Annotated in this window: 19 protein-coding genes, 1 tRNA gene and 1 riboswitch; of the genes, 16 read left to right on the forward strand and 4 right to left on the reverse strand. The window is 63.6% G+C overall.

Annotation, left to right across the window (positions count from 1 at the left end; genetic code table 11):
- From FRAAU_RS07455 to FRAAU_RS07475, 5 genes are all read left to right on the forward strand, one after another.
- The gene (locus tag FRAAU_RS07455; protein WP_014402931.1) at window positions 1-348 is read left to right on the forward strand and encodes a contractile injection system sheath initiator; all 348 of its coding nucleotides are present in this window, start codon (window positions 1-3) and stop codon (window positions 346-348) included.
- Window positions 345-1,523 carry a baseplate J/gp47 family protein gene (locus FRAAU_RS07460; RefSeq protein WP_014402932.1) on the forward strand — a complete coding sequence of 393 codons (1,179 nt, stop codon included), beginning with the start codon at window positions 345-347 and terminating at the stop codon, window positions 1,521-1,523. Before FRAAU_RS07455 ends, FRAAU_RS07460 begins: the two co-directional genes overlap by 4 nt.
- Window positions 1,520-2,104 carry a DUF2612 domain-containing protein gene (locus FRAAU_RS07465; RefSeq protein WP_014402933.1) on the forward strand — a complete coding sequence of 195 codons (585 nt, stop codon included), beginning with the start codon at window positions 1,520-1,522 and terminating at the stop codon, window positions 2,102-2,104. Before FRAAU_RS07460 ends, FRAAU_RS07465 begins: the two co-directional genes overlap by 4 nt.
- 66 nt (window positions 2,105-2,170) lie before the next feature.
- Window positions 2,171-3,979 carry a hypothetical protein gene (locus FRAAU_RS16440; protein WP_014402934.1) on the forward strand — a complete coding sequence of 603 codons (1,809 nt, stop codon included), beginning with the start codon at window positions 2,171-2,173 and terminating at the stop codon, window positions 3,977-3,979.
- Window positions 3,980-4,465: a hypothetical protein gene (locus FRAAU_RS07475; protein ID WP_014402935.1), complete on the forward strand. Its 486-nt coding sequence runs from the start codon at window positions 3,980-3,982 to the stop codon at window positions 4,463-4,465.
- A gap of 316 nt (window positions 4,466-4,781) precedes the next feature.
- On the opposite strand, the gene FRAAU_RS07485 is transcribed toward FRAAU_RS07475, so the two are convergent.
- Both FRAAU_RS07485 and FRAAU_RS07490 read right to left on the reverse strand, forming a co-directional pair.
- The gene (locus tag FRAAU_RS07485; protein WP_014402937.1) at window positions 4,782-5,753 is read right to left on the reverse strand and encodes a tyrosine-type recombinase/integrase; all 972 of its coding nucleotides are present in this window, start codon (window positions 5,751-5,753) and stop codon (window positions 4,782-4,784) included.
- 167 nt (window positions 5,754-5,920) lie between these two features.
- Window positions 5,921-5,995 (reverse strand) — tRNA-Arg (locus FRAAU_RS07490).
- A 334-nt stretch (window positions 5,996-6,329) separates the two neighbouring features.
- Window positions 6,330-6,436: riboswitch (TPP riboswitch) on the forward strand.
- A 66-nt stretch (window positions 6,437-6,502) separates the two neighbouring features.
- On the opposite strand from FRAAU_RS07490, the gene thiC reads away from it, so the two are divergent.
- The 11 genes from thiC (at window position 6,503) to FRAAU_RS07550 (ending at window position 16,661) form a co-directional block, all read left to right on the forward strand.
- Window positions 6,503-8,329 carry a phosphomethylpyrimidine synthase ThiC gene (thiC, locus tag FRAAU_RS07495; protein ID WP_014402938.1) on the forward strand — a complete coding sequence of 609 codons (1,827 nt, stop codon included), beginning with the start codon at window positions 6,503-6,505 and terminating at the stop codon, window positions 8,327-8,329.
- Entirely contained in the window at window positions 8,313-9,308 is a 996-nt protein-coding gene (locus FRAAU_RS07500) for an FAD-dependent oxidoreductase (RefSeq protein ID WP_014402939.1), read from the forward strand. The genes thiC and FRAAU_RS07500 overlap by 17 nt, the downstream gene beginning before the upstream one ends.
- On the forward strand, window positions 9,305-9,499 hold the full coding sequence (thiS, locus tag FRAAU_RS07505; RefSeq protein ID WP_014402940.1) for a sulfur carrier protein ThiS: 195 nt from the start codon (window positions 9,305-9,307) through the stop codon (window positions 9,497-9,499). Before FRAAU_RS07500 ends, thiS begins: the two co-directional genes overlap by 4 nt.
- Before the next feature lie 4 nt (window positions 9,500-9,503).
- Complete coding sequence (locus FRAAU_RS07510) at window positions 9,504-10,283, forward strand: thiazole synthase (RefSeq protein WP_014402941.1); 780 nt, start codon at window positions 9,504-9,506, stop codon at window positions 10,281-10,283.
- Window positions 10,280-10,894 (forward strand): thiamine phosphate synthase, encoded by a 615-nt coding sequence (locus FRAAU_RS07515; protein ID WP_014402942.1) that lies wholly within the window; start codon window positions 10,280-10,282, stop codon window positions 10,892-10,894. Before FRAAU_RS07510 ends, FRAAU_RS07515 begins: the two co-directional genes overlap by 4 nt.
- A gap of 32 nt (window positions 10,895-10,926) precedes the next feature.
- Complete coding sequence (thiD, locus tag FRAAU_RS07520) at window positions 10,927-11,796, forward strand: bifunctional hydroxymethylpyrimidine kinase/phosphomethylpyrimidine kinase (RefSeq protein ID WP_083841138.1); 870 nt, start codon at window positions 10,927-10,929, stop codon at window positions 11,794-11,796.
- A gap of 134 nt (window positions 11,797-11,930) precedes the next feature.
- Window positions 11,931-12,554 (forward strand): OmpH/Skp family outer membrane protein, encoded by a 624-nt coding sequence (locus tag FRAAU_RS07525; RefSeq protein ID WP_014402944.1) that lies wholly within the window; start codon window positions 11,931-11,933, stop codon window positions 12,552-12,554.
- Window positions 12,555-13,206: 652 nt separating this feature from the next.
- Window positions 13,207-13,671 carry a DUF3574 domain-containing protein gene (locus FRAAU_RS07535; RefSeq protein ID WP_014402946.1) on the forward strand — a complete coding sequence of 155 codons (465 nt, stop codon included), beginning with the start codon at window positions 13,207-13,209 and terminating at the stop codon, window positions 13,669-13,671.
- Between the two features lie 41 nt (window positions 13,672-13,712).
- A complete protein-coding gene (locus tag FRAAU_RS07540) occupies window positions 13,713-15,320 on the forward strand; it encodes a hypothetical protein (protein ID WP_014402947.1) in 1,608 nt (535 codons plus the stop codon).
- 94 nt (window positions 15,321-15,414) lie between these two features.
- Window positions 15,415-15,945 carry a lactoylglutathione lyase gene (gene gloA / locus FRAAU_RS07545; protein WP_014402948.1) on the forward strand — a complete coding sequence of 177 codons (531 nt, stop codon included), beginning with the start codon at window positions 15,415-15,417 and terminating at the stop codon, window positions 15,943-15,945.
- Between the two features lie 65 nt (window positions 15,946-16,010).
- Window positions 16,011-16,661: a rhomboid family intramembrane serine protease gene (locus tag FRAAU_RS07550; protein ID WP_014402949.1), complete on the forward strand. Its 651-nt coding sequence runs from the start codon at window positions 16,011-16,013 to the stop codon at window positions 16,659-16,661.
- A 96-nt stretch (window positions 16,662-16,757) separates the two neighbouring features.
- Here FRAAU_RS07550 and FRAAU_RS07555 read toward each other — a convergent pair whose 3' ends face one another.
- Window positions 16,758-17,552: an MOSC domain-containing protein gene (locus FRAAU_RS07555; RefSeq protein ID WP_014402950.1), complete on the reverse strand. Its 795-nt coding sequence runs from the start codon at window positions 17,550-17,552 to the stop codon at window positions 16,758-16,760.
- A gap of 26 nt (window positions 17,553-17,578) precedes the next feature.
- Window positions 17,579-20,398, reverse strand: coding sequence for an RNA polymerase-associated protein RapA (gene rapA, locus FRAAU_RS07560; protein ID WP_014402951.1), 2,820 nt, complete (start codon window positions 20,396-20,398; stop codon window positions 17,579-17,581).
- Between the last annotated feature and the right edge of the window lie 77 nt (window positions 20,399-20,475).

Consider the following 20,475-nt stretch of genomic DNA (forward strand, 5'->3'; position numbering starts at 1 on the left):
ATGATTTACCGAAAACTCAACGCGGCTGGTGACTACTCGTTTGGCGCCGGCCCGGGCGACTTTTACCAAAACTCTCCAGAAGCGGTGGCTCAAGCTGTACTGACTCGACTTCGCCTACTGGTAGGCGAGTGGTTCCTTGATACAACTGCCGGCACACCCTGGGCTACCCAGATACTTGGCAAGGGCACATCGTCGGTCTACGACAGCGTGATCAAGAATCGCATCCTCGGGACCACTGGCGTCCAATCCATCGACTGCTACAGCAGCTCGGTGTCCGACCGGAAGCTGTCAGTCACCGCAACCATCACCACCGCATACGGAAGCACGACCGTGGAGGCATCGCTTTGATCACGACCACGGCCCCGACAATCGGTGCTTCGGGCATCAGCGCGCCGACCTATGCCGAGATTCTCGCCTACCTACAGGCCAAGATGCAGGCTATCTATGGCGACGACATCTATATCGACCCGGACAGTCAGGATGGCCAATTCATCGCCATTCAGGCGCTGGCGATCAGCGATGCGAATGCTGCCGCGATACTGGCATACAACAGCCTGAGCCCATCCACTGCTCAGACCTCGGCCCTGTCGAACAATGTCAAAATCAATGGGCTTACCCGGAACGTGGCGAGCTATTCCACGGTCACCGTCACATTGGTGGGCGTGGCCGGCACGATCATCTCTGGCGGCTCAGTGCAGGATGCATCCGGCAATCTGTGGAGCCTTCCAAGCAAGGTTACGATTCCGTCATCCGGCACAGTCGACGTTACCGCTACCTGCCAGACCGAGGGCGCCACTGTGGCGGCCGCAGCGTCGCTCACGACTATCGCCACGCCGACGCTTGGGTGGCAGTCGGTCAGTAATGCAGCGGCGGCGACATTGGGCGATGCTGTCGAAACCGATGCCCAGCTCAGGGTTCGCCAGGCCAACTCGACCATGGCCCCCTCCCAGGGGCCGGCCGACGGCATTGTCGGCGCGATCTCCGATATCACCGGGGTGACTCGGGTCAAGCTCTACGACAACAACACCAGCGCCGCTGACAGTAATGGCATTCCGGCCTATACGCTTGCTCTGGTGGTGGAGGGTGGCGATGCCGAGGCCATTGCGAGCGCATTTGCCCTACGGAAAGCGCCGGGTGTGCCCACGGCTGGCACTACCACGCAGACTGTCACCACTCCGGGCGGGAGCAGTGTACCGATCAACTTCTATGCTCTGGGCGAGACGACCATCAGTGTTGCCATCGGTCTGAAGGCCGGGTCGGGATATAGCTCGGCCGTGGGCGAGCTTATTCAGGAGGCGGTAGCTGCTTGGATCAATGCTTTGGACATTGGCGCCCCGGTGGTCTGGAATCGCCTCTACATCCCGGCGAATTTGTCGGGAGATTCCAGCAGCAGCACCTACGAGATCACCAGCCTGGAGATCTGCATCAGTGGGGGCGCGCTCGGCACCGCGGATCTTGCGATTCCATTCAACTCAGCGGCTTATTGCACCGCTGATGATGTGGTGCTGGCGGTGACCTCATGACGGCCTATGTCAGCGACTACACCGGCCTGATTACCTCCGAGCACTCCGACAAGCCCAAATTCTCCGCAATGGTCCAGGCCATGGCGCAGTGCTGGGTTGATTACCAGAACGCCATGCAGTCGCTCGTTGATGCGATGAATCTCGACACTGCGGTCGGCGATCAGCTGGATATTCTCGGCAGGTGGATCGGCATTACCCGCAACATCAACGTGCCGATCGATGATCTGTATTTCGCCTACGACGATGTGGATGGCATCGGGCTGGATCTCGGTATCTGGAAGACCCCGAGCGACCCAACGACGGGTGTCACCCAGATGGATGACACCACCTATCGCGCAATCCTGCGAGCAAAGGTAGGCGCAAATCACTGGGACGGCAGCATCGAGGGACTGGAGCCCATCCTTAGCGCGATCTTCAGCCCAGGCGGAACGACGGCAAAAATCGTCGACAACGGCGACATGACCTACAACGTCAATTTGACCGGGACCGAGCCGACCAAGCTGCTCATGACACTGGTCGATGCCGGATACATCCAGTGCGTTCCGGCCGGCATGGCCGTGACCTACACCTACACCGCATAGGCCCGCGTTTGAAACGCGACCCCTGCAGGCGCCTTTGAGGCGCCTTTATTGTGCCCAGAGGAAACCATGGCCACACTTGAAAATGATTTCTTGCCGTTCGCCACCGGATCTGGCGCCAATGTCGACGACCAGGCGACTTATGCCGATGCAGCCACGACCGGGACGGGGTTTGTGTCTGGTATCGCAAAGTCCGCGTCTGTGAACAAGGTTCTACGTCAGGCCTCGACGATGGCTGCCGTGATTGCCGCCCTGATCGTGGATAAGGCCGCGGTAGCGGTTACCGATGATGGGAGCGTGAGTACCATTGAGGCGAACCTGGTCACGGCCATTCAGGCTGTCGCGCAGGCGCTGGACTATCCAATCAGCCAGGTGACGGGTCTGCAGGCTGCGCTGAATGCGAAACTGGATGCAACGGCAAATGCCGTGTCTGCGAGCAAGCTGGCCAACACCTTCAATCTCGCCCTGACGGGCACGGTGACTGGCGCAATCAACATTGATGGATCGCAGAACGTCTCGCTGTCGACATCCATTGCCGATGCAGCCCTCTCCGAAAGCATGGTGAACGGCCTGCCGGCAGCGCTGTCCACCATTACCAACACGCTTGCGTCGGCCAGTGATGGGACGAATCAGCGTGTAGCCCTGGTTGGCATCAACATCGCCTCTGACGCACCCTTCATGACGAGTGCGCAGAATGTCGCCTATGACCTGATCAAGTCGGCGCCAGGAAGCGGATATTTGCATGCCCGCAACCTGACCCTGGATGCCAGCGGCAACCTGATCGCTGTGGATAGCGCAGGCAATACGCGAGGTTACGGTACGAGCGCATGGGTTACCACGCAGATCAGCGCAGAGACCGCGCGCGCCGAGGCCGCCGAGTCCACGCTGACCACCAATCTTGCCGCAGAGGTGACGCGAGCCAAGGGAGTGGAGGCCACGATCACCAATACCATCGCCTCGGCTGATGACGGAACGAACTTGCGCATCGCGCTGGTCGGCATCACCAAAGCGACTGGCGTTCCGTTCATGGCCAGTGCGCAGGGGGTGACGTACAGCCTGATCAAGTCGGCACCGGGGACCGGGTTTCTTTCGGCCCAGAATGTGACGCTGGATAGTTCCGGCAATCTGATCATCGTCGATAGTGCTGGGAACACTCGCAATTATGGCACCATCAGCTGGGTTAACACTCAGGTTGCGGCTGAAGCAGCCCGAGCCAAGGCGGTCGAGTCAACCCTGACTTCGAACTTGGCGACAGAGACCGCGCGCGCCGAGGCCGCCGAGTCCACGCTGACCACCAATCTTGCCGCAGAGGTGACGCGAGCCAAGGGAGTGGAGGCCACGATCACCAATACCATCGCCTCGGCTGATGACGGAACGAACTTGCGCATCGCGCTGGTCGGCATCACCAAAGCGACTGGCGTTCCGTTCATGGCCAGTGCGCAGGGGGTGACGTACAGCCTGATCAAGTCGGCACCGGGGACCGGGTTTCTTTCGGCCCAGAATGTGACGCTGGATAGTTCCGGCAATCTGATCATCGTCGATAGTGCTGGGAACACTCGCAATTATGGGACTAGCTCCTACGGGACCATCTCCGGTGGCTACTACATCCGCATCGGAAACATCCTGATCCAGGCGTTCTCTGCAGGGGTCCTGAATGCCGGTGACTCAATTGCATTCCCTGTAGCTTTCTCTGCCGCGCCAGTGGTGTCCACGACCGTCGACAACAACCGGGACGGCGCCAATCGTCCGGTCGCCATCAATCCGACGGTCGGGACAGTGACCGCGTCGGGTTTCAAGATCAACATCGCCGCCATCTCGGGGGCGAACCAGCCGGCCGGCACCGGCCAGGTGTGGGTATTTGCCATGGGTCCTGCATAAATGACTGACAACACCGAAGAGACGGCACCGGTGGCCACCGCAGCTGCCGTGGACATGGCGACCGATGCGACATCGAATGTCGAGACGCAATGGCCTGCCCGCTACTACGCCAGCTATGACACGTCCGCCACCGGTCCCACCGAGGTCACCGGCTGGTATGACGTGTGGGGCATGTCCAGCACGGCGAATGTGCCTGCTGCGGCCGAGATGCTTGCGCTTACGGCCGAGCAATGGGCTGCTCGGCTTCCGTATGGGCAGGGCGTGCATGAGGGGACCATTGTGGCCTACACGCCTCCCAGCACCGTCACCCTGGCAGATCAGGCTGCCACAGCATACTCGGCGGCCGTCGCGACGGTGCAGAGTGAGTATGGCGTCCTCAATGAGCCGACGCCGGATGACTGGGTGACCTACCTGAAGGCGCTGAAAGCGATCCGGGATGGAGTCGACACCACCAGCACGGCACTGCCGGCCGCGCCGGCGGCATGACGAAAAGCCCCATCCCTCGCGGGGTGGGGTCTTTTTTGTGCCTGAAGCTCGACCATGAAAAATCAATGACTTGCCAATTATCCGCCGTAGTAGACAATCCATCGCTACGAGGTCAGATCATGAGCAGCATTGCATCCATCATCCGAGAGCTTCGCATTGCGCGAAAAGAGCTGCGGCCAGCCGACTTTGTTTTTGGAGTGTTGATTCCAACGATGGTCTTGGCGCTAATCAGGAAGGGGTCAGTCCTTTACCATCTGATCACGATAGCGGGACAGGTGGCGGCCGTCGCAGCCTGATCTTGATGGCCATGGATGGCCTAGTCCAGCTTCGATGCCATATCCGATGCCGACTCCCGGTAGTAGATCATCAGCGACTGCAGGTCTCGATGACCGATGGCCCGAGCAAGCTGGAGTACATCCAGCTTTTTGCTGAGTCGCCAGATAGCTTCGGCCCGGCTGTCATGGAAGTGTAGGTCTTGAATGGTCGTTTTGTTCCGCACCTTGCGCCAGAGAGCATCCCGATTCGCATCCGATAGTTGGAAGCATGGGGCATCATCGCGGGGTAGGGCCTCCAGAATCTCAATGGCTCGAGACGATAAGGGAACGTCGCGGGCATCACCATTTTTCGTTTTGGGAAGATGGGCGTAACGCTCACTGATGTGAACATGGTCCCATGTAAGGGCGGTGATCTCGCCGGAGCGCATCGCGGTCTCAATCGCAAAAAGGAATGCAAGCCCGATCCGATTTGTTGATGTCCTGCAGGCGAGTCCCGCATCCAGGCCAAAGGCCAGACTTATCTCTTCCACCTCTGCCTGGGTGATGCGCCTCTTTCGGCTATCTGGCTGATCGGGGAGCTGCATACCCTTGATGGGGTCATGGTTCATGTAGAACCACTCTTCTCGGCAGTAGCGAAACATCGCCCGGAGCATGTTCAGCTCGCGAAGCATGGTCGCCGGCGTGACGCTCTGAAGGCGCTCATCGCGCCATGCAATGATGTCTGATCGATCGAGGTCTTGCATGCGCACCTTGGCGATGCTTTTGGACTTGAGTGATCGGCATTTCATCACCTCCCATCGCCCTGCGCCTCGCGTGGGGGCAACTTCTCGCTCGTAGCGCTCAAGCGCATCAGAAACGAGGCGGGGGATGGTTGCTCGGCCAGATGAAACGGCCTCCTGTTCAATGGCCCATGCCGATGCCTGGGCCTTGGTAACGAAGACCTTACTCTTGCGCTGACCCTTGATCAGAACCTGCGCTCGCCAGCGCTTTCCATGCTTGAAGATGCTTGCCATGCCGCCGGCCAAATTGCACACGAGATGTGCATTTTGTGTGCAATGCCCCCCAACTTTCAACTACGTTCAAGCACTTACGCGTATGTGACTGTGGTTTGGTGGTGGCCAATAAGATGTTGTTTTTCAACGCAATTGCTGCGTTTTTCGGCCTTCACGTATGTGCCCGGTGGCCCCCCCGGCAGGACTCGAACCTGCAGCTCAGACTTAGGAGGTCCGCGCTTTATCCCTTAAGCGACGGGGGGACTGGATCGCGAATGATACGACGAAGCATGCATCGAGGCCAAGCGGTCGCGGCGGGGCGAGATGGCGGGGCAGGCAGGACGCTTCCTCAGGCAGGCAACGGGATCTGCCGCCTTGTGGCTTGAGAGGGACGGCGCCTGCGCCGATGCGATGGGGGCCGGACAGCACGATGGCCGTTCCGGGCCAGGCCCATGGCAGGGTTTTCCGGGACGGTATGTCTGCGACGATGTGATGTCATGAAAATGTCGGGATGGACGTCTGGACGTTTGATGATGTTGTCGTCTGGCATTTTCGCGCAGGGCTGGACAGGTCGGTTTTCCGGGCGTAGGCTTCGCCACATGTTCCGAGGGGTGTCCTGCGCAGGCAGGGCTGAGATGGCGTCAGCCGGACCCTTTGAACCTGATCCGGGTCATGCCGGCGAAGGGACGGGAATCATCAAGCACCTGGCAAAGGTGCGCCCAGACACTCGTCTACCCGGGTCTCCCCAATTCCCAGTGAGGAGGAGATCCATGTCTTTGCATACCAATACCCCCCTGCAGCCGCCGTCTGATGCCATGGCGCGCACGGTGACAGGCGGTCCGATTCGCGGTTCGTACAAGATCTATTCCAGCCCGGCAGGCTGGCCGCAGCTGCGTGTGCCTTTCCGCAAGGTGGACCTGAGCGATCCGGCCGAAGCGCCGCTGCAGCTGTACGATGCTTCAGGACCCTATACCGACCCCGGCTATCAGGTCGACTTGTCAAAGGGCCTGCCGCCTTTGCGCGAGCCCTGGCTGGCGGCACGCGGCCTGGAGCCTGACACGGCCGCGCGCCTGGCTGGCGACGGCTCGCATCGCGGTTCCACCCCGGTATGTCCGGCGCCTTTGACGCTGCGCCGTGGGGTGGCCGGCAAGCCGCTGACCCAGCTGGAGTTTGCCCGCGCGGGGATCGTGACCGAGGAGATGGCTTATGCGGCGCATCGGGAAAACCTTGGGCGCGCCGAGGCCGCCCGCGATGCTGCGGAACGGCGGGCCGATGGCGAGGATTTCGGGGCGGCTATTCCGACCTGGGTGACGCCGGAATTCGTGCGTGACGAGATTGCCTGCGGCCGTGCCATTCTGCCGGCCAATATCAATCACCCTGAATTGGAGCCGATGCTGATCGGCCGCAATTTTCTGGTGAAGGTGAATGCCAACATCGGCAATTCCGCGGTCAGCTCGGGCGTGGCCGAGGAAGTCGAGAAGCTGGTGTGGTCCACCCGCTGGGGGGCGGATACCGTGATGGACCTTTCCACCGGACAGGACATCCATTCCATCCGCTCCTGGATCATGCGCAATTCGCCGGTGCCGATCGGCACCGTGCCGATCTATCAGGCGCTGGAGCTGGTCGGCGGCGATCCCTTGAAGCTGGACTGGCCCGTGTTCCGCGATACCCTGATCGAGCAGGCGCAGCAAGGCGTGGACTATTTCACCATCCATGCCGGCGTGCGCCTGGCACATGTGCCGCTGACCGCAAACCGGGTGACCGGCATCGTCAGCCGGGGCGGTTCGATCATGGCGCGCTGGTGCTTGGCGGGGCATCGCGAAAATTTCCTGTATACCCATTTTGCCGAAATCTGCGAGATCTGCCGTCGTTATGACGTTTCGCTGTCGCTGGGCGACGGCTTGCGTCCCGGTTCGCAGGCGGATGCCAACGATGCCGCCCAGTTTGCCGAACTGGAGACCCTGGGCGAGCTGACCCGTATTGCCTGGGATCATGGTTGTCAGGTGATGGTGGAAGGCCCAGGTCATGTGCCCATGCACAAGATCAAGGCCAATATGGACAAGCAGCTGGCGGCCTGCGGCGAGGCACCGTTCTATACCCTGGGGCCGCTGACCACCGATGTGGCGCCGGGCTACGACCATATCACTTCGGGTATCGGCGCGGCGATGATCGGCTGGTTCGGCACCGCCATGCTGTGTTACGTCACGCCCAAGGAGCACCTTGGACTGCCCAATCGCGATGATGTGAAGACTGGTGTGATCACCTACAAGATCGCCGCCCATGCCGCCGATCTGGCCAAGGGGCATCCCGCGGCGAGGGTGCGCGACGATGCCTTGTCCCGTGCCCGGTTCGACTTCCGCTGGGAGGACCAGTTTCATCTTGCGCTGGACCCGGATACGGCTTATGCCTTCCACGACGAGACCATGCCCAAGGCGGCCCACAAGCAGGCGCGGTTCTGTTCGATGTGCGGCCCGAAGTTCTGTTCGATGAAGATTTCCCAGGATCTGCGCGACGATGTCCGTGCCATGGAGGCGGCGCCCTGCGGAGATGAAGCGATGGCGCCGGTAGCCGGGGGGCTGCATGTCGTCGGGGCGTAGCCGCGGCGAGGTGGCCGTGCTTGGCGCGGGCGTGGCCGGCCTGACGGCAGCGGCGGCATTGCAGGCGCGCGATTACACGGTCACGGTCTACGAGCGTGGTGATCAGGTCGGTCGGGAAGCTTGCTCGTGGTGGGCTGGCGGCATGCTGGCCCCGTATTGCGAGGCCGCGACGGCTGAGCCCGAAGTGCTGAGCCAGGGCCTGCCGGCTGCGGACTGGTGGTCGGCTCACGGTGCCGAGGTCTGGCGTGGCGGAACCCTGGTGCTGGCGCAGGCTCGCGATCGTGCCGAGCTGGAGAGCTTCGCCCTGCGCAGCGAAGGCCATCAGTGGCTGGACGGTGCCGGGGTGGCGGCACTGGAGCCGGATCTGGCCGGGCGTGCCCAGCGTGGTCTTTGGTATCCCGACGAGGCCCATGTGGATCCTCGGCAGGCCTTGCCCGCGCTGGCCCGCTGGCTGGCCGGGCGTGGCGTGCGTTTCGAGCTTGGCCAGACCGTCGATGGCGGGGCCTTGCCCGATGCCTGCATCGTCGACTGCCGCGGGCTGGCGGCGCGTGAAGATCTGCCGGGCCTGCGAGGGGTGCGCGGGGAGATGATCCTGATCCGCAGTCGTGATCTACGTCTGCAGAGGCCGATACGCTTGTTGCATCCGCGGACGCCCTTGTATCTGATTCCGCGCAGTGACGGGCTGATCATGCTGGGGGCGACCAGCGTGGAATCCGACCATGGCGGGCCGGTGACGGTGCGCTCGGCGATGGAACTGCTCGGTGCGGCGATGTGCCTGCATCCGGCGCTGGGCGAGGCCGAGATCGTCGAATTCGGCTCCGGTGTGCGACCGGCCTTTGCCGGCAATATGCCTCGTCTGATCCGGCAAGGGCGTATCACGTATTTCAATGGCCTGTATCGGCATGGCTATCTGCTGTCGCCCTGGTATGCGGAGCAGCTGGCCTGCCAGCTTGGTGATGCCCAGGGAGTGGTCCGATGAAAATCGAAGTGAATGGTCAGGCCCATGATTGGGCGGCTGATCTGGCCAGCCTGCTGGAACAGATGGGCTTGTCCGATGCCCATGTCGCTACCGCGCTCAATGGTGAATTCGTGCCGGCGCAGCGTCGGGAGACCACGGCGTTGAAGGCCGGTGACCAGGTGGAAGTCCTGGCGCCGATGCAGGGGGGCTGAAGGCATGGACGAGCTTACCCTTTACGGACGTCCGTTCGGGTCAAGACTGCTGCTTGGCACGGCTGGCTACCCATCCCCGTCGATATTGCAGAACGCGGTGCGTCGCTCCGGTGCCGGCATTGTTACGGTCTCGCTGCGTCGAGAGTCGGCCACGGCGCGGGGCGGTCAGGCTTTCGCTGCCTTGCTTGGCGAGCTGGACGTGGTCTTGCTGCCCAATACCGCAGGTTGCCATTCGGTGAAGGAAGCAGTCACCACCGCGCATCTGTCCCGCGAATTGTTCGGTACGCCATGGATCAAGCTGGAAGTGATCGGTGACAGCAACAGCCTGTGCCCGGAGGTATTCGGACTGGTCGAGGCGGCACGGATCCTGATGGCCGAGGGCTTTCAGGTCTTTCCCTATACCACGGCTGATCTGGGGGTCGCCGACCGGCTGCTGGAGGCGGGTTGTCAGGTCCTGATGCCTTGGGCCGCGCCCATCGGCAGTGCCCGCGGACTGGCCGACCCGTATGCTCTGCGCGCTTTGCGCGGGCATGCGCCGGGTGTGCCGCTGATTGTCGACGCGGGCCTGGGCCTGCCCTCGCATGCGGCCGCGGCGATGGAGCTGGGCTGTGACGCGGTGTTGTTGAATACCGCGGTGGCCCAGGCCGGCGACCCCGAGGCCATGGCCGAAGGCTTTGCGCTGGCGGTCCGGTCGGGCCGGCTGGCCCGTCTGGCCCAGCCGGTACCTAGGCGGGATATGGCGGTGCCATCGACCCCGAGCTGGGGCCAGGCGCAACTGGCATGATCGTGCTGCCGCGCTTCTATCCTCTGACCGATTCTGCCGCAGGAGTGGAGCGACTGGCCGCCGCCGGGGCACGTCTGATCCAGTTGCGGATCAAATCGGCCTCTCATGCCACGTTGCGTCAGGAGGTGCTGGCATCGCAAGCCAGCTGCCGCCGGCATGGAGCCGGTCTGGTATTGAACGACTACTGGGCTCTGGCGATCGAGCTGGGGGTGGAGTGGGTGCACCTGGGGCAGGAGGATCTGGATCAGGCCGACTGGTCGGCCTGTCGTCGCTGCGGATTGAAGCTGGGTCTCAGCACGCATGACGATGCCGAACTGGAGCGGGCCCTGGCTCATGCGCCTGACTATCTGGCCCTGGGGCCGGTCTGGCCCAGTCGACTGAAGCCCATGCATTGGGCCGCCCAGGGCGTGGAGCGGATCGCCGAATGGAAGCGGCGTGTCGGCGAACGACCGCTGGTCGCCATCGGGGGCATTACCTTGGAACGCGCGCCGATCTGTCTGGCGGCAGGAGCCGATGTCTTGGCCGTCTCGACGGATATTTCCGCCGCGTCTGATCCGGCGGCACGGACCCGCGACTGGGTTCGGCTGGTCCAGCGGGCTCCGGCCGCATGAACGATGCCGGCATCGGCCGGGATCACGGAACGATGGCGGCCGGCCGAAAGGTGGCCAATGTGCTGAGCATTGCCGGCACCGATCCCAGCGGCGGGGCCGGTATCCAGGCGGACCTGAAGACCTTTGCCGCCTGCGGCGTGTACGGCATGGCGGTGACCACGGCCATCGTGGCCCAGAACACCTGCGGCGTGCGGCGTGTGCAGGTGCTGGCGGCGGACCTGGTCAGTGACCAGCTGCAGGCCGTGCTGGATGACGTGCAAGTGGATGCTCTCAAGATCGGGATGCTGGGCCATGCGGCGGTGATCCGGCGGGTGGCGCGGATACTGCGCCGCCAACCGGTCCCGGTGGTGGTGCTGGATCCGGTGTTGTGTTCCAGCAGCGGCCGAGCCCTGCTGGAACCGGAGGCGCTGAAGGTGCTGCAACAGGAGCTGTTGCCGCTGGTGACCGTGCTGACGCCCAATCTGGCCGAGGCCGAAGCCTTGCTGGGCCGAGGCATGGTCGCCGATGCCGCGGGCATGACGGCGGCGGCACGCGAGCTGCTGAAGTCGGGGCCGGACTGGGTCTGGCTGAAGGGGGGGCATCGCCCGGACGGTCGCTGTGCCGATGTGCTGGTGAATGCCAGGGGGGCCGGCTGGCTGGAGTCGCCACGGGTGACCGGGCGCTACGGCCATGGCACCGGCTGCACGCTGTCATCGGCTCTGGCGGCGGAGCTGACCCGGCATCCGGTGCCGGTGGCGGCCGAGCGGGCCAAGCGTTTTCTGTACCAGGCCCTGGTTCATGCGTCATGGCTGGAGGTGGGACAGGGCTCCGGGCCGCTGCACCATGGTCCTGCAGGCCAGGCCGGGGGGCCGGCGTTCGCGCTGCAATGGCAGGACTGGCCGGATGCCCTCCCGGCGACGTAGGATCAAGCCTGGGCCTGCCGCTGCCGAGTTCCCCTGCAGCGTCCTGGCCGGGGAACCAACCGCCTGCATGCGGGTCGGTAGCTATACCATTTCGAGCCCGCTGCCAGGGCTTCATCAGTCACAAGTGAGGAAATATGCGCGCACGTCATCATCTCGCGATCTGGGCCGCGGCCGCCCTGTTGAGTTCGGCGGCTCAGGCCCAGACGGAAACGCAGGTGCCGGGCTCGGAACAACTGCATGGGCCGCTGGTCAACGGCGTCTGCCTGTTGTCGCGGCAGGCGGTGTTTGCCAACGCCAAGGTGGGGCAGGCGGCGACCGCACGGTTGCGACAGCTGGCCGGCGGCGCCGAGAGCCGTTTCGATACCGAGCGAGCCAAGCTGGGCGATGATGCCCGCGCCTTCCAGCAGCAGGCCAAGACCCTGCCGGAAGCCAGTCGGCAGGCGCAAGCCCAGGCTCTGGACCAGCGCGCCCGCGCACTGGAAGCCGAGCGCCAGCGTGATGTCCGGCAGCTGGAGCTGACCCGGGTGCAGGCCATGGGCCGGATCGGCCGGGAAACCCAGCCGATTCTGGCTGATATCTACAAGTCGCACGGTTGCGGCTTGCTGCTGGATCGCAATGCGGTGCTGGGCGGCAATCTGGGCAACGATCTGACGTCGGCGGTGGTGCAGGGGCTGGATGCGAAGATCAGCACCATCAGCTTCAATCTGGCGCCGCTCCCGGCAGCGGCGGAAGCTCCCGCGGCACCTGGTCAGGGCTGATCCCCTGCTGCCGCAACGGCCGCGGTGCCGGAAACCCGTCAGCGCGGGCCTTGCAGGTGAATCCGTCGATGCGCCAGGCCGGCCGATGACGTATGCCGGTCTTGTGATTTTCTTCACATAGGTGAAGGCCTAATCAGGTTACATTGCAGCCATCAACAGATCTCAAGGATGAGGATGCAATGGTTGATGCCATCTATATCGTGCAGGGTTTCGGTCCCGGACCCGAGTCACTGCCGCTGACGGTGCCGGCGTACTTTGACAGTGCCCCGGCTGCCAGACGCCATGCCTGCTTGCTGGGTACCTTCTGCAGCGAGGTGACGATGCGTCGCCATGGCGACGCATCCCGGTCGGCGGGGGTGCCGGACGACGCCCAAGAAAAAGCCCGAATGGGGGATTCGGGCTTTTGATCCATCTTGGTCGATCCGGTATCAGGGGGGCTGATGCCAGGTCTTGGGACTGCTGCCTCTCGGCACTGGGCCGGACTTGGGGGTGTCCGACTTGTCTATATGATAATCATTCTCCTTTTCAAGTCAATGGCAAATTGATTGCAGATTGATGAAAGGCGCGGATCAAGGCAGGATTCGGGAGCTGGCATCCGGCTTGCGATGATGCCGGCGCAATCACTTTGACCTGAAAGTTGAGGAAACAGGGGATGGCATATGACCACCGGTGGCGCACGATCTGGCTGATAGCCTTGGCATGGGGCTTGGCTTCGACAGCCCAAGTGGGTGCAGTGACGGTTCCGGCTGCACCGGCAAGCAGTGACGCGGCGCATCCGCAAGCGACCCGCAACTGGGTGGAGAGTCGTCTGTATTTCGGGCTGGGCCGGCTTGAAAGTTCAGGGCTGGCGGCACGCGAACGGCAATGGCAGGAATTTCTGGATCATGTGGTGACGCCGCGCTTTCCCGCCGGACTCAGCGTGCAGGATGTCTACGGACAGTGGCAGGGCCCGGAGCAGCCGCGACCAATCCGGCTTCGTTCCAAGGTATTGATCATCGATTATCCCGATACGCCGGCCAATCGAGGTCGCATCGAGCAGATACGCCTTCTCTGGAAGGCAAAAACAGGGGATCGCTCGGTTTTGCGTGTTACCGTTCCCGCTGACGTATCGTTTTGAATGACGGATGGCGACGGCTGTCGCCCCGTGCAGGAGTTTCCGTGGCAAGTGCACCTCGCAGGCTTCGCTGGCTGACTGCTGGCGACATCAATGGTTTTCTGGGTCTGGTGGTCGACAATCTGTCGATCATGGCGTTTATCGCCATGGCGCTGGTGGGGCTGTTCGGCTTTCCGGCCGATCTGGTTTACACCCGGATGTTTCCAGGCACGGCCCTGGGCGTGTTGATCGGCAATCTGGCCTATACCCTGATGGCACGCCGGCTGGCCCGTCAGAGCGGGCGGGATGACGTGACGGCGATGCCACTGGGTCTGGATGCCCCCAGCAGCATCGGTCTGGCCCTGCTGTTGCTGGGGCCGGCCTTTCTGCATTTCAAGCAGACCGGTCTCTCGGCGGATGCCGCCGCGTTGCTGACCTGGCATACCGGCATGGCGGCGATGGTGCTGATGGGGTTGTTGAAGCTGGTGCTGGCCTTTGCCGGGCCCTGGGTCCAGCGCAAGGTGCCGCGCGCCGGGCTGCTGGGCTCGATCGCCGGTATTGCCCTGGTGCTGATGGGCTTTCTGCCCCTGCTGGAAATCATGAAGGTGCCGGTCGTCGGCTTCACCGGGCTGGGTATCGTGCTGTATGCACTGGTGGCCCGCGGCAAGCTGCCCTTCGGTCTGCCCGGCGTGCTGGTGGCCTTCCTGGTCGGTACGCTGCTGTATTACGTGCTGGGGCCGCTGGGCTGGCTGGGCAGCGGTTATCAGCCCCATGCCGCCCTGCAGTGGCGGCTGGCCTTGCCATGGCCCAGTCTGGGCTGGTGGGAGGGCATGACGCATGTCGGGCCGTACCTGCCGCTGGTGCTGCCGTTCGGTCTGCTGGTGGTGGTCGGCGGCATCAATGTCAACGAAAGCGCCCGCGCCTCGGGTGATGAATATTCGACGCGGGACATTCTCCTGGTCGAGGCCGTCGCGACCCTGATCGCCGGCATCTGCGGCGGCGTCGCCCAGACCACGCCGTATATCGGCCAGCCCTCCTACAAGGCGATGGGCGCGCGTACCAGCTATACCCTGATCACTGGCCTGATCATCGGTCTGGGCGGCATGCTGGGCTATCTGTCGACCATCGTCGAACTGCTGCCGCTGTCGGTGCTGGCGCCGATCCTGGTATTCGTCGCCATCGGCATCACCACCCAGTCCTTCGAGGCGACGCCTTCCCGTTACGCCGCCGCGGTGGTTTTCAGCTTCTTTCCGCCGATCGCGCGCATGCTGACCCTCAAGCTCAGCGATCCGACGTATCTGTCACCCGAGCACTTCGCCCAGCTGTTCCATGCCGCCAATGGCGGTATCGCCGAACTGGCCGTGGTGACGGTGCTGGGCAACGGATTTATCATTACCTCGATGATCTGGGCGAGTTTCGTCGTCGCCATGATCGATGGCCGGCTGGGCCGTGCAGCGCTGATTCTGCTGCTGGGTGCCGTCTTGACCGCGTGCGGGATCATCCACTCGGTGCTGCTTTCGGGGGGCGTGTATCTGCCCTGGCATCTTCCCGTCGACATGCGTTCGATGGTGTGGCAGTTCAGCGGCGCCTATCTGACCCTGGCCGTCGTTCTGCTGCTGCTGTCGCTGCGACGCGAGCCTCGGGCCGATCCCTCGCCGGCCGATGCGATCTGACCGGCGAGGCGGTCACGGACCACTTCCCCGCATGCCCTTGCCGCGAGGGACGGGCATGCCGCTCCACCCCTGTCGACCTGTCAAAGGAACTGCAATGTCTCTAGCCGACCTTCTGAACCTGCCGGGCGTCACCGCCCGACCCGCCGCCGAGACGCGCGACTACGTCTACAACCACACCATGATCCGGGTGAAAGACCTGCAGAAGTCGATGGACTTCTACACCCGCGTGCTGGGTTTCGTGCCGGTGCACCGCAGTGACTTTCCGGACGCGGAGTTCACCATCTATTACCTGGTGCGCCAGCCGCTGGAATCGATTCCTGCCCATGACGATGACAAGGCGCGGCAGCAGTGGGTGCTGGGCCAGTCCGGCGTGCTGGAACTGACCTACAACTACGGCACCGAAAAGCAGGCCGATTTCCATTACCACAGCGGCAACAGCGATCCGCGCGGTTTCGGCCATCTGTGCATCTCGGTGCCCGATGTGCAGGCGGCCTGCGCGCGATTCGAGGAACTGGGCGTGGATTTCCAGAAGCGGCTCAGCGATGGTCGCATGAGGCATATCGCCTTTATCAAGGATCCTGACGGTTACTGGATCGAGATCCTGCAGCCGACGCCTCTGGCCTGACCGTTCCCCTGTGTTGCAGCAAGCAAGGCGGCCCGCAAGCCGCCTTGCTTGCTCTGGAGTTTCCCATGCCCGTCAATCTTCCGATCGCCACCAAGGTCCTGATGGCTCTCAATGTGCTGGTCTACCTGCTGCAGCAGGTCTGGCACGATCCCTTGCTGGTTCATGCCGCCTTGTGGCCGCTGGGGCCTGACCAGATGGCCCAGACGGCCACGGGCGTGGTGGCGGTGGGGTTTCGTCCCTGGCAGCTGATCAGCTATGCCTTCATGCATGGCAGCGTGACGCATATCCTGTTCAATATGCTGGCTCTGTGGATGTTCGGAGGCACCATCGAGCGGACCCTCGGCACGCCGCGGTTCGTGATCTATTATTTTGCCTGTCTGGTCTGCGCGGCATTGGCCCAGCTGGCGGTGACGGCTTGGTTTCTGCCGGGCTTCTATCCGACGCTGGGGGCTTCGGGCGCGGTCTTCGGCCTGCTGCTGGCCTTCGGGGTGTTCTATCCCAGAGAAAAAGTCTATTTCATGCTGATTCCGGTGCCGTTGCCGGCCTGGCTGTTCGTCACCTTGTACGCGCTGGCCGAGTTGCTGTTCGGTGTGACCCAGACCCAGGCCGGGGTGGCGCATTTCGCTCACCTGGGGGGCATGCTGGGCGGCTGGCTGCTGCTTCAGTACTGGCGTGGACGGCTGCCGTTCAAGCCTGCAAGAACCCTGTGGCGTTGATAGCGTTGGTGGCTGGAGCGGCGCATGGCATCCGACGGAGTCATTCGCCTGCTGGCGCGGATCGGCTGCCTGGACCTGGCGGGAGCTGAGTCGGACTCAGTCCAGCCGGATCACCGGGTCGCCTATCCGCAGCCGCCCGTCCGAACGCGGGATCAGGTTCTGGCCGAAGATGATGCCCTTGTCGCTGCGGCGGTAGGTGCCCAGCGTGCGCAGCGGTTCGCCGGCAGGATCCGGGGACGCAGTCTGCGGATCGACATTCACGAAGATGCAGCGCGTGCAGGCCTTGACCACTTCGAAGTCGACTTCGCCGATCCGCAGTCGGTGCCAGCTGTCTTCGGCGTGGGCTTCACAGCCTTCGATGATGAGGTTGGGGCGGAAATGCAGGGCGCCGACCGGATGTTCAAGGCGCTGGTTCAAGGCATGCACCGAAGCCTGGCCCAGCAGCAGCAGCGGAAAACCGTCAGCCAGGCTGACTTCGTCGCCCGTGCGGCCGTAGCGGGGATCCACCGGTCGATGGCTGGTCTCCGGGAGTCGGACCAGACGGACCGAGGTGCCCAGCCAGGCGCTCAGCCAGGCATCGGCCGCGGCATTGCCCACCAGGGCCTGGACCGACTGCTTCCAGATGCTGACCGGCCAGACGTCTGCCAGACTGGTGTCAGGAATGTGCAGCATCGCCATGCCTGGCGCATGCAATTGCAGGCCGTCGGCCAGCGGCTGGGCCTGTACCAGACTGATGCGCGGATGGCTGCGTCCGGTGATGAAGCGTCCTTGTGGATCGCAGACCATCCAGCCGCGATCTGCCGCCAGTCCGCGCGGCAGTACGGCAATGTCGGAGACGGCTTGAGCCGCTCCGGATTTCAGTGGATAGCGATACAGGCCGCCCAGTCGCATCGACAGCTCCCTGCCTCGGGACCTCCTCAGCGCAGGCTGAGGAAGTCGGGGCTGGTGACAAAGCGGATCGCATCCAGCCGCAGCCGGGCCTGGGGCAGGGCATCCAGCAGCTGGGTCCGCTCGTCGGCCAGCTCGCCGATCTCGCGTTCGCTGACCGAAGGATTGACCTGGCGCAAGGCCAGCAACCGCTGCAGTTCAGCATCGAGCTCGGTGGTGGCCAGCTCCAGCGCGGCGCTCTTGAGGGCGTCGGCACGGGTTCCGGCCAGGGTTTCGGCCCGTTCCAGCATCGGCGGCACCAGCTTGGCCAGGAATTTGCGATAGCGAGGCACTTCGATCGTGCGGTCGGCGGCCTTGCGGACCGCGACCGGACTGGGGGCGAAATCCTCGCGCTCGGCCAGACGGGTGTCGACGGTGACCACCACCGGCGTCGGCGGCAGATAGCGGTCGGCATCCAGTCGCTGGTCGGCCACGCACTCGATCACGAATACCGCCTGCAGCAATGCGCTGCGGGCCGGCAGCATGTCGTCGACCAGAAAGGCCGCATTGCCAAGCTCTCCGGCCAGAGTCAGTTCGATGGCGCCGCCGACCAGCGGATGATCCAGCCGCAGCAAGGGCAGGTCATCACGGCTCAGTGCGGTCTTGCGGTCGAAGGTGACGCTGAGCGGGCCTTCCTCGAAGCCGGGCAGGGCATCCGTGGACAGGTATTGCGGGTCCAGCAGCCAGATACCGGCACTCAATTCTTCCGGATGCACGCCGAACTGTTCGAACAGGCGCTGCACAAAGCCTTCCTGCGCCGGATCGAAATCATGCTGGAAGGCGCGCTGCAGATCATCGGCATGCAGGTCGCGATTGGCGGCCAGCTCCAGCAGATGATCGCGACCGGCCTGCAGCTGGTCCAGCAGGACCTGATGCATGGCGTGGGTGTCCTTGATCAGGACCGCGATACGGTCCGGATCCTGGGCCAGGGCGGCGCCCGCCACTTCTTCGCCGAATTCGGCCAGCAACTGGCGGCCGTCGGCCGGACTGTGGCGGAAGGCATTCATGCCTTGGTCGTACCATTGCGCCAGCAGATGCTGCGGACTTTCCGGGGCCAGGATCAGGTGCAGGCTGATGCTGTGCTGCTGGCCGATGCGATCGAGGCGGCCGATCCGTTGTTCCAGCAGGTCCGGATCCAGCGGCAGATCCCACATCACCAGCCGGTGAGCGAACTGGAAGTTGCGGCCTTCCGAGCCGATTTCCGAGCACAGCAGCAGACGTGCGCCATCGGGCTGGGCGAAGAAGGCGGCATTGCGGTCACGCTGGACCATGCTCAGGCCTTCATGGAAACGGGCCACGCCGACACCGCTGCGGGTGCGCAGGGCATCTTCCAGCGCCAGCACCTTGGCCTGGGTCCGGCAGATCAGCAGGAACTTGTCTTGCGGATGGGCTTCCAGCAGCGCCACCAAGGCTTCAAGCCGGGGATCGTGACTGTAGTCATAGTCTTCGTCTTCGGGATGCGCCTGCAGGTCGGCCTGGAACTCCTGCAGCAGTTGCTGGTTCAGTTCCGCATCCAGTACGCCGGCATCCAGCAGCTGGAATTCGGGCCGGCGCTCGGGGAAGCCGCCGACGCTCTGGCGACGATGACGGAACATCGCCCGGCCGGTGCCGTGGCGATCGATCAGCGCGGCGATCAGCGCATGCGCATGGGCCGGCTTCAGCGGATCCGCCAGTGCGGTCTGCAGTTCGGCATCGGCGCCCAGCTGGGCCAGCAGTTCGGCCTGCTGCGCGTCGCTCAGTGCCTGTCCGGCAGAAAGCGCATCGGCAATCGCGGACAGGGCCAGATAGCCGTCGGCCTCGGCCTCGTAGCGGGCCAGATCGGGGTAGCGGTCCGGATCCAGCAGGCGCAGGCGGGCGAAGTGACCGGCCCGTCCCAGTTGTTCCGGGGTCGCGGTCAGCAGAATCACGCCGGGGGTCTGCTGCGCCAGCTGCTCGACCCATTGGTAGCGCGGACTGGCCTGTTCCGGGGTCCAGGCCAGATGATGGGCCTCGTCGACCACCAGCAGATCCCAGCCTGCAGCCTTCAGCTGCTCGGCGCGCCTGGGATGTTGTTCCAGCACGCTGAAGTCGGTGATCACCAGCTGGTCGTCTTCGAACGGATTGACCGCTTCGTCAGCCAGTTCCAGCGCTTCGCAGCGCTCTTCGTCAAAGATCGCGAAATTCAGGTTGAACCGGCGGCGCAACTCGATGAACCACTGGTAGACCAGCGGATCGGGAAGCAGGACCAGCACTCGGCTGGCACGGCCGGTCGCCAGCTGGCGGGCCATGATCATGCCCGCTTCGATGGTCTTGCCCAGGCCGACTTCATCGGCCAGCAGGATCCGCGGCGAGCGGCGGGCGGCGGCGATGCCGGCGACCCGCAGCTGGTGCGGAATCAAACCGATACGGGAAGAGCCCAGACCCCAATTGGCGGCGCGACGAGCCTCGGCGCGACGCTGCAGGGTTTCAAGTCGCAACTCGAATTGCGCGGTGGTATCGACCCGGCCGCCGACCAACCTGTCGTCCGCCTGGCTGACGCTTTGTTCGTCATCCAGCTGGCCTTCGTGCAGTTCGCGGCCTTCGCCGCTATAGATCAGCAAGTCGTCCTTGATCTCGACCCGCTCGACCAGAAAGGCGATGCCTTTGCCGGCCACGCGCTGGCCGGCCCGGAATTCGGCCCGGATCAGCGGGGCCGAATCGGCGGCGTAGGGGCGCAGGATGCCGGCTTTGGCAAACAGCACCTGGACGCTGCGTCCCTCGACGCGAAGTATGGTTCCGAGCCCCAGTTCGGGTTCGGCGGATGAAATCCAGCGTTGGCCTGGTACAAACATTAACGACTTTGCTTCTGATAGGTAGCCATCAGCCACCGATTATCGGTGGAGCATGGGCGGATGGCTAGGTAGCGGGG

Origin of the sequence: Frateuria aurantia DSM 6220, assembly GCF_000242255.2 — a bacterium.
Taxonomy (GTDB): Bacteria; Pseudomonadota; Gammaproteobacteria; order Xanthomonadales; family Rhodanobacteraceae; genus Frateuria; species Frateuria aurantia.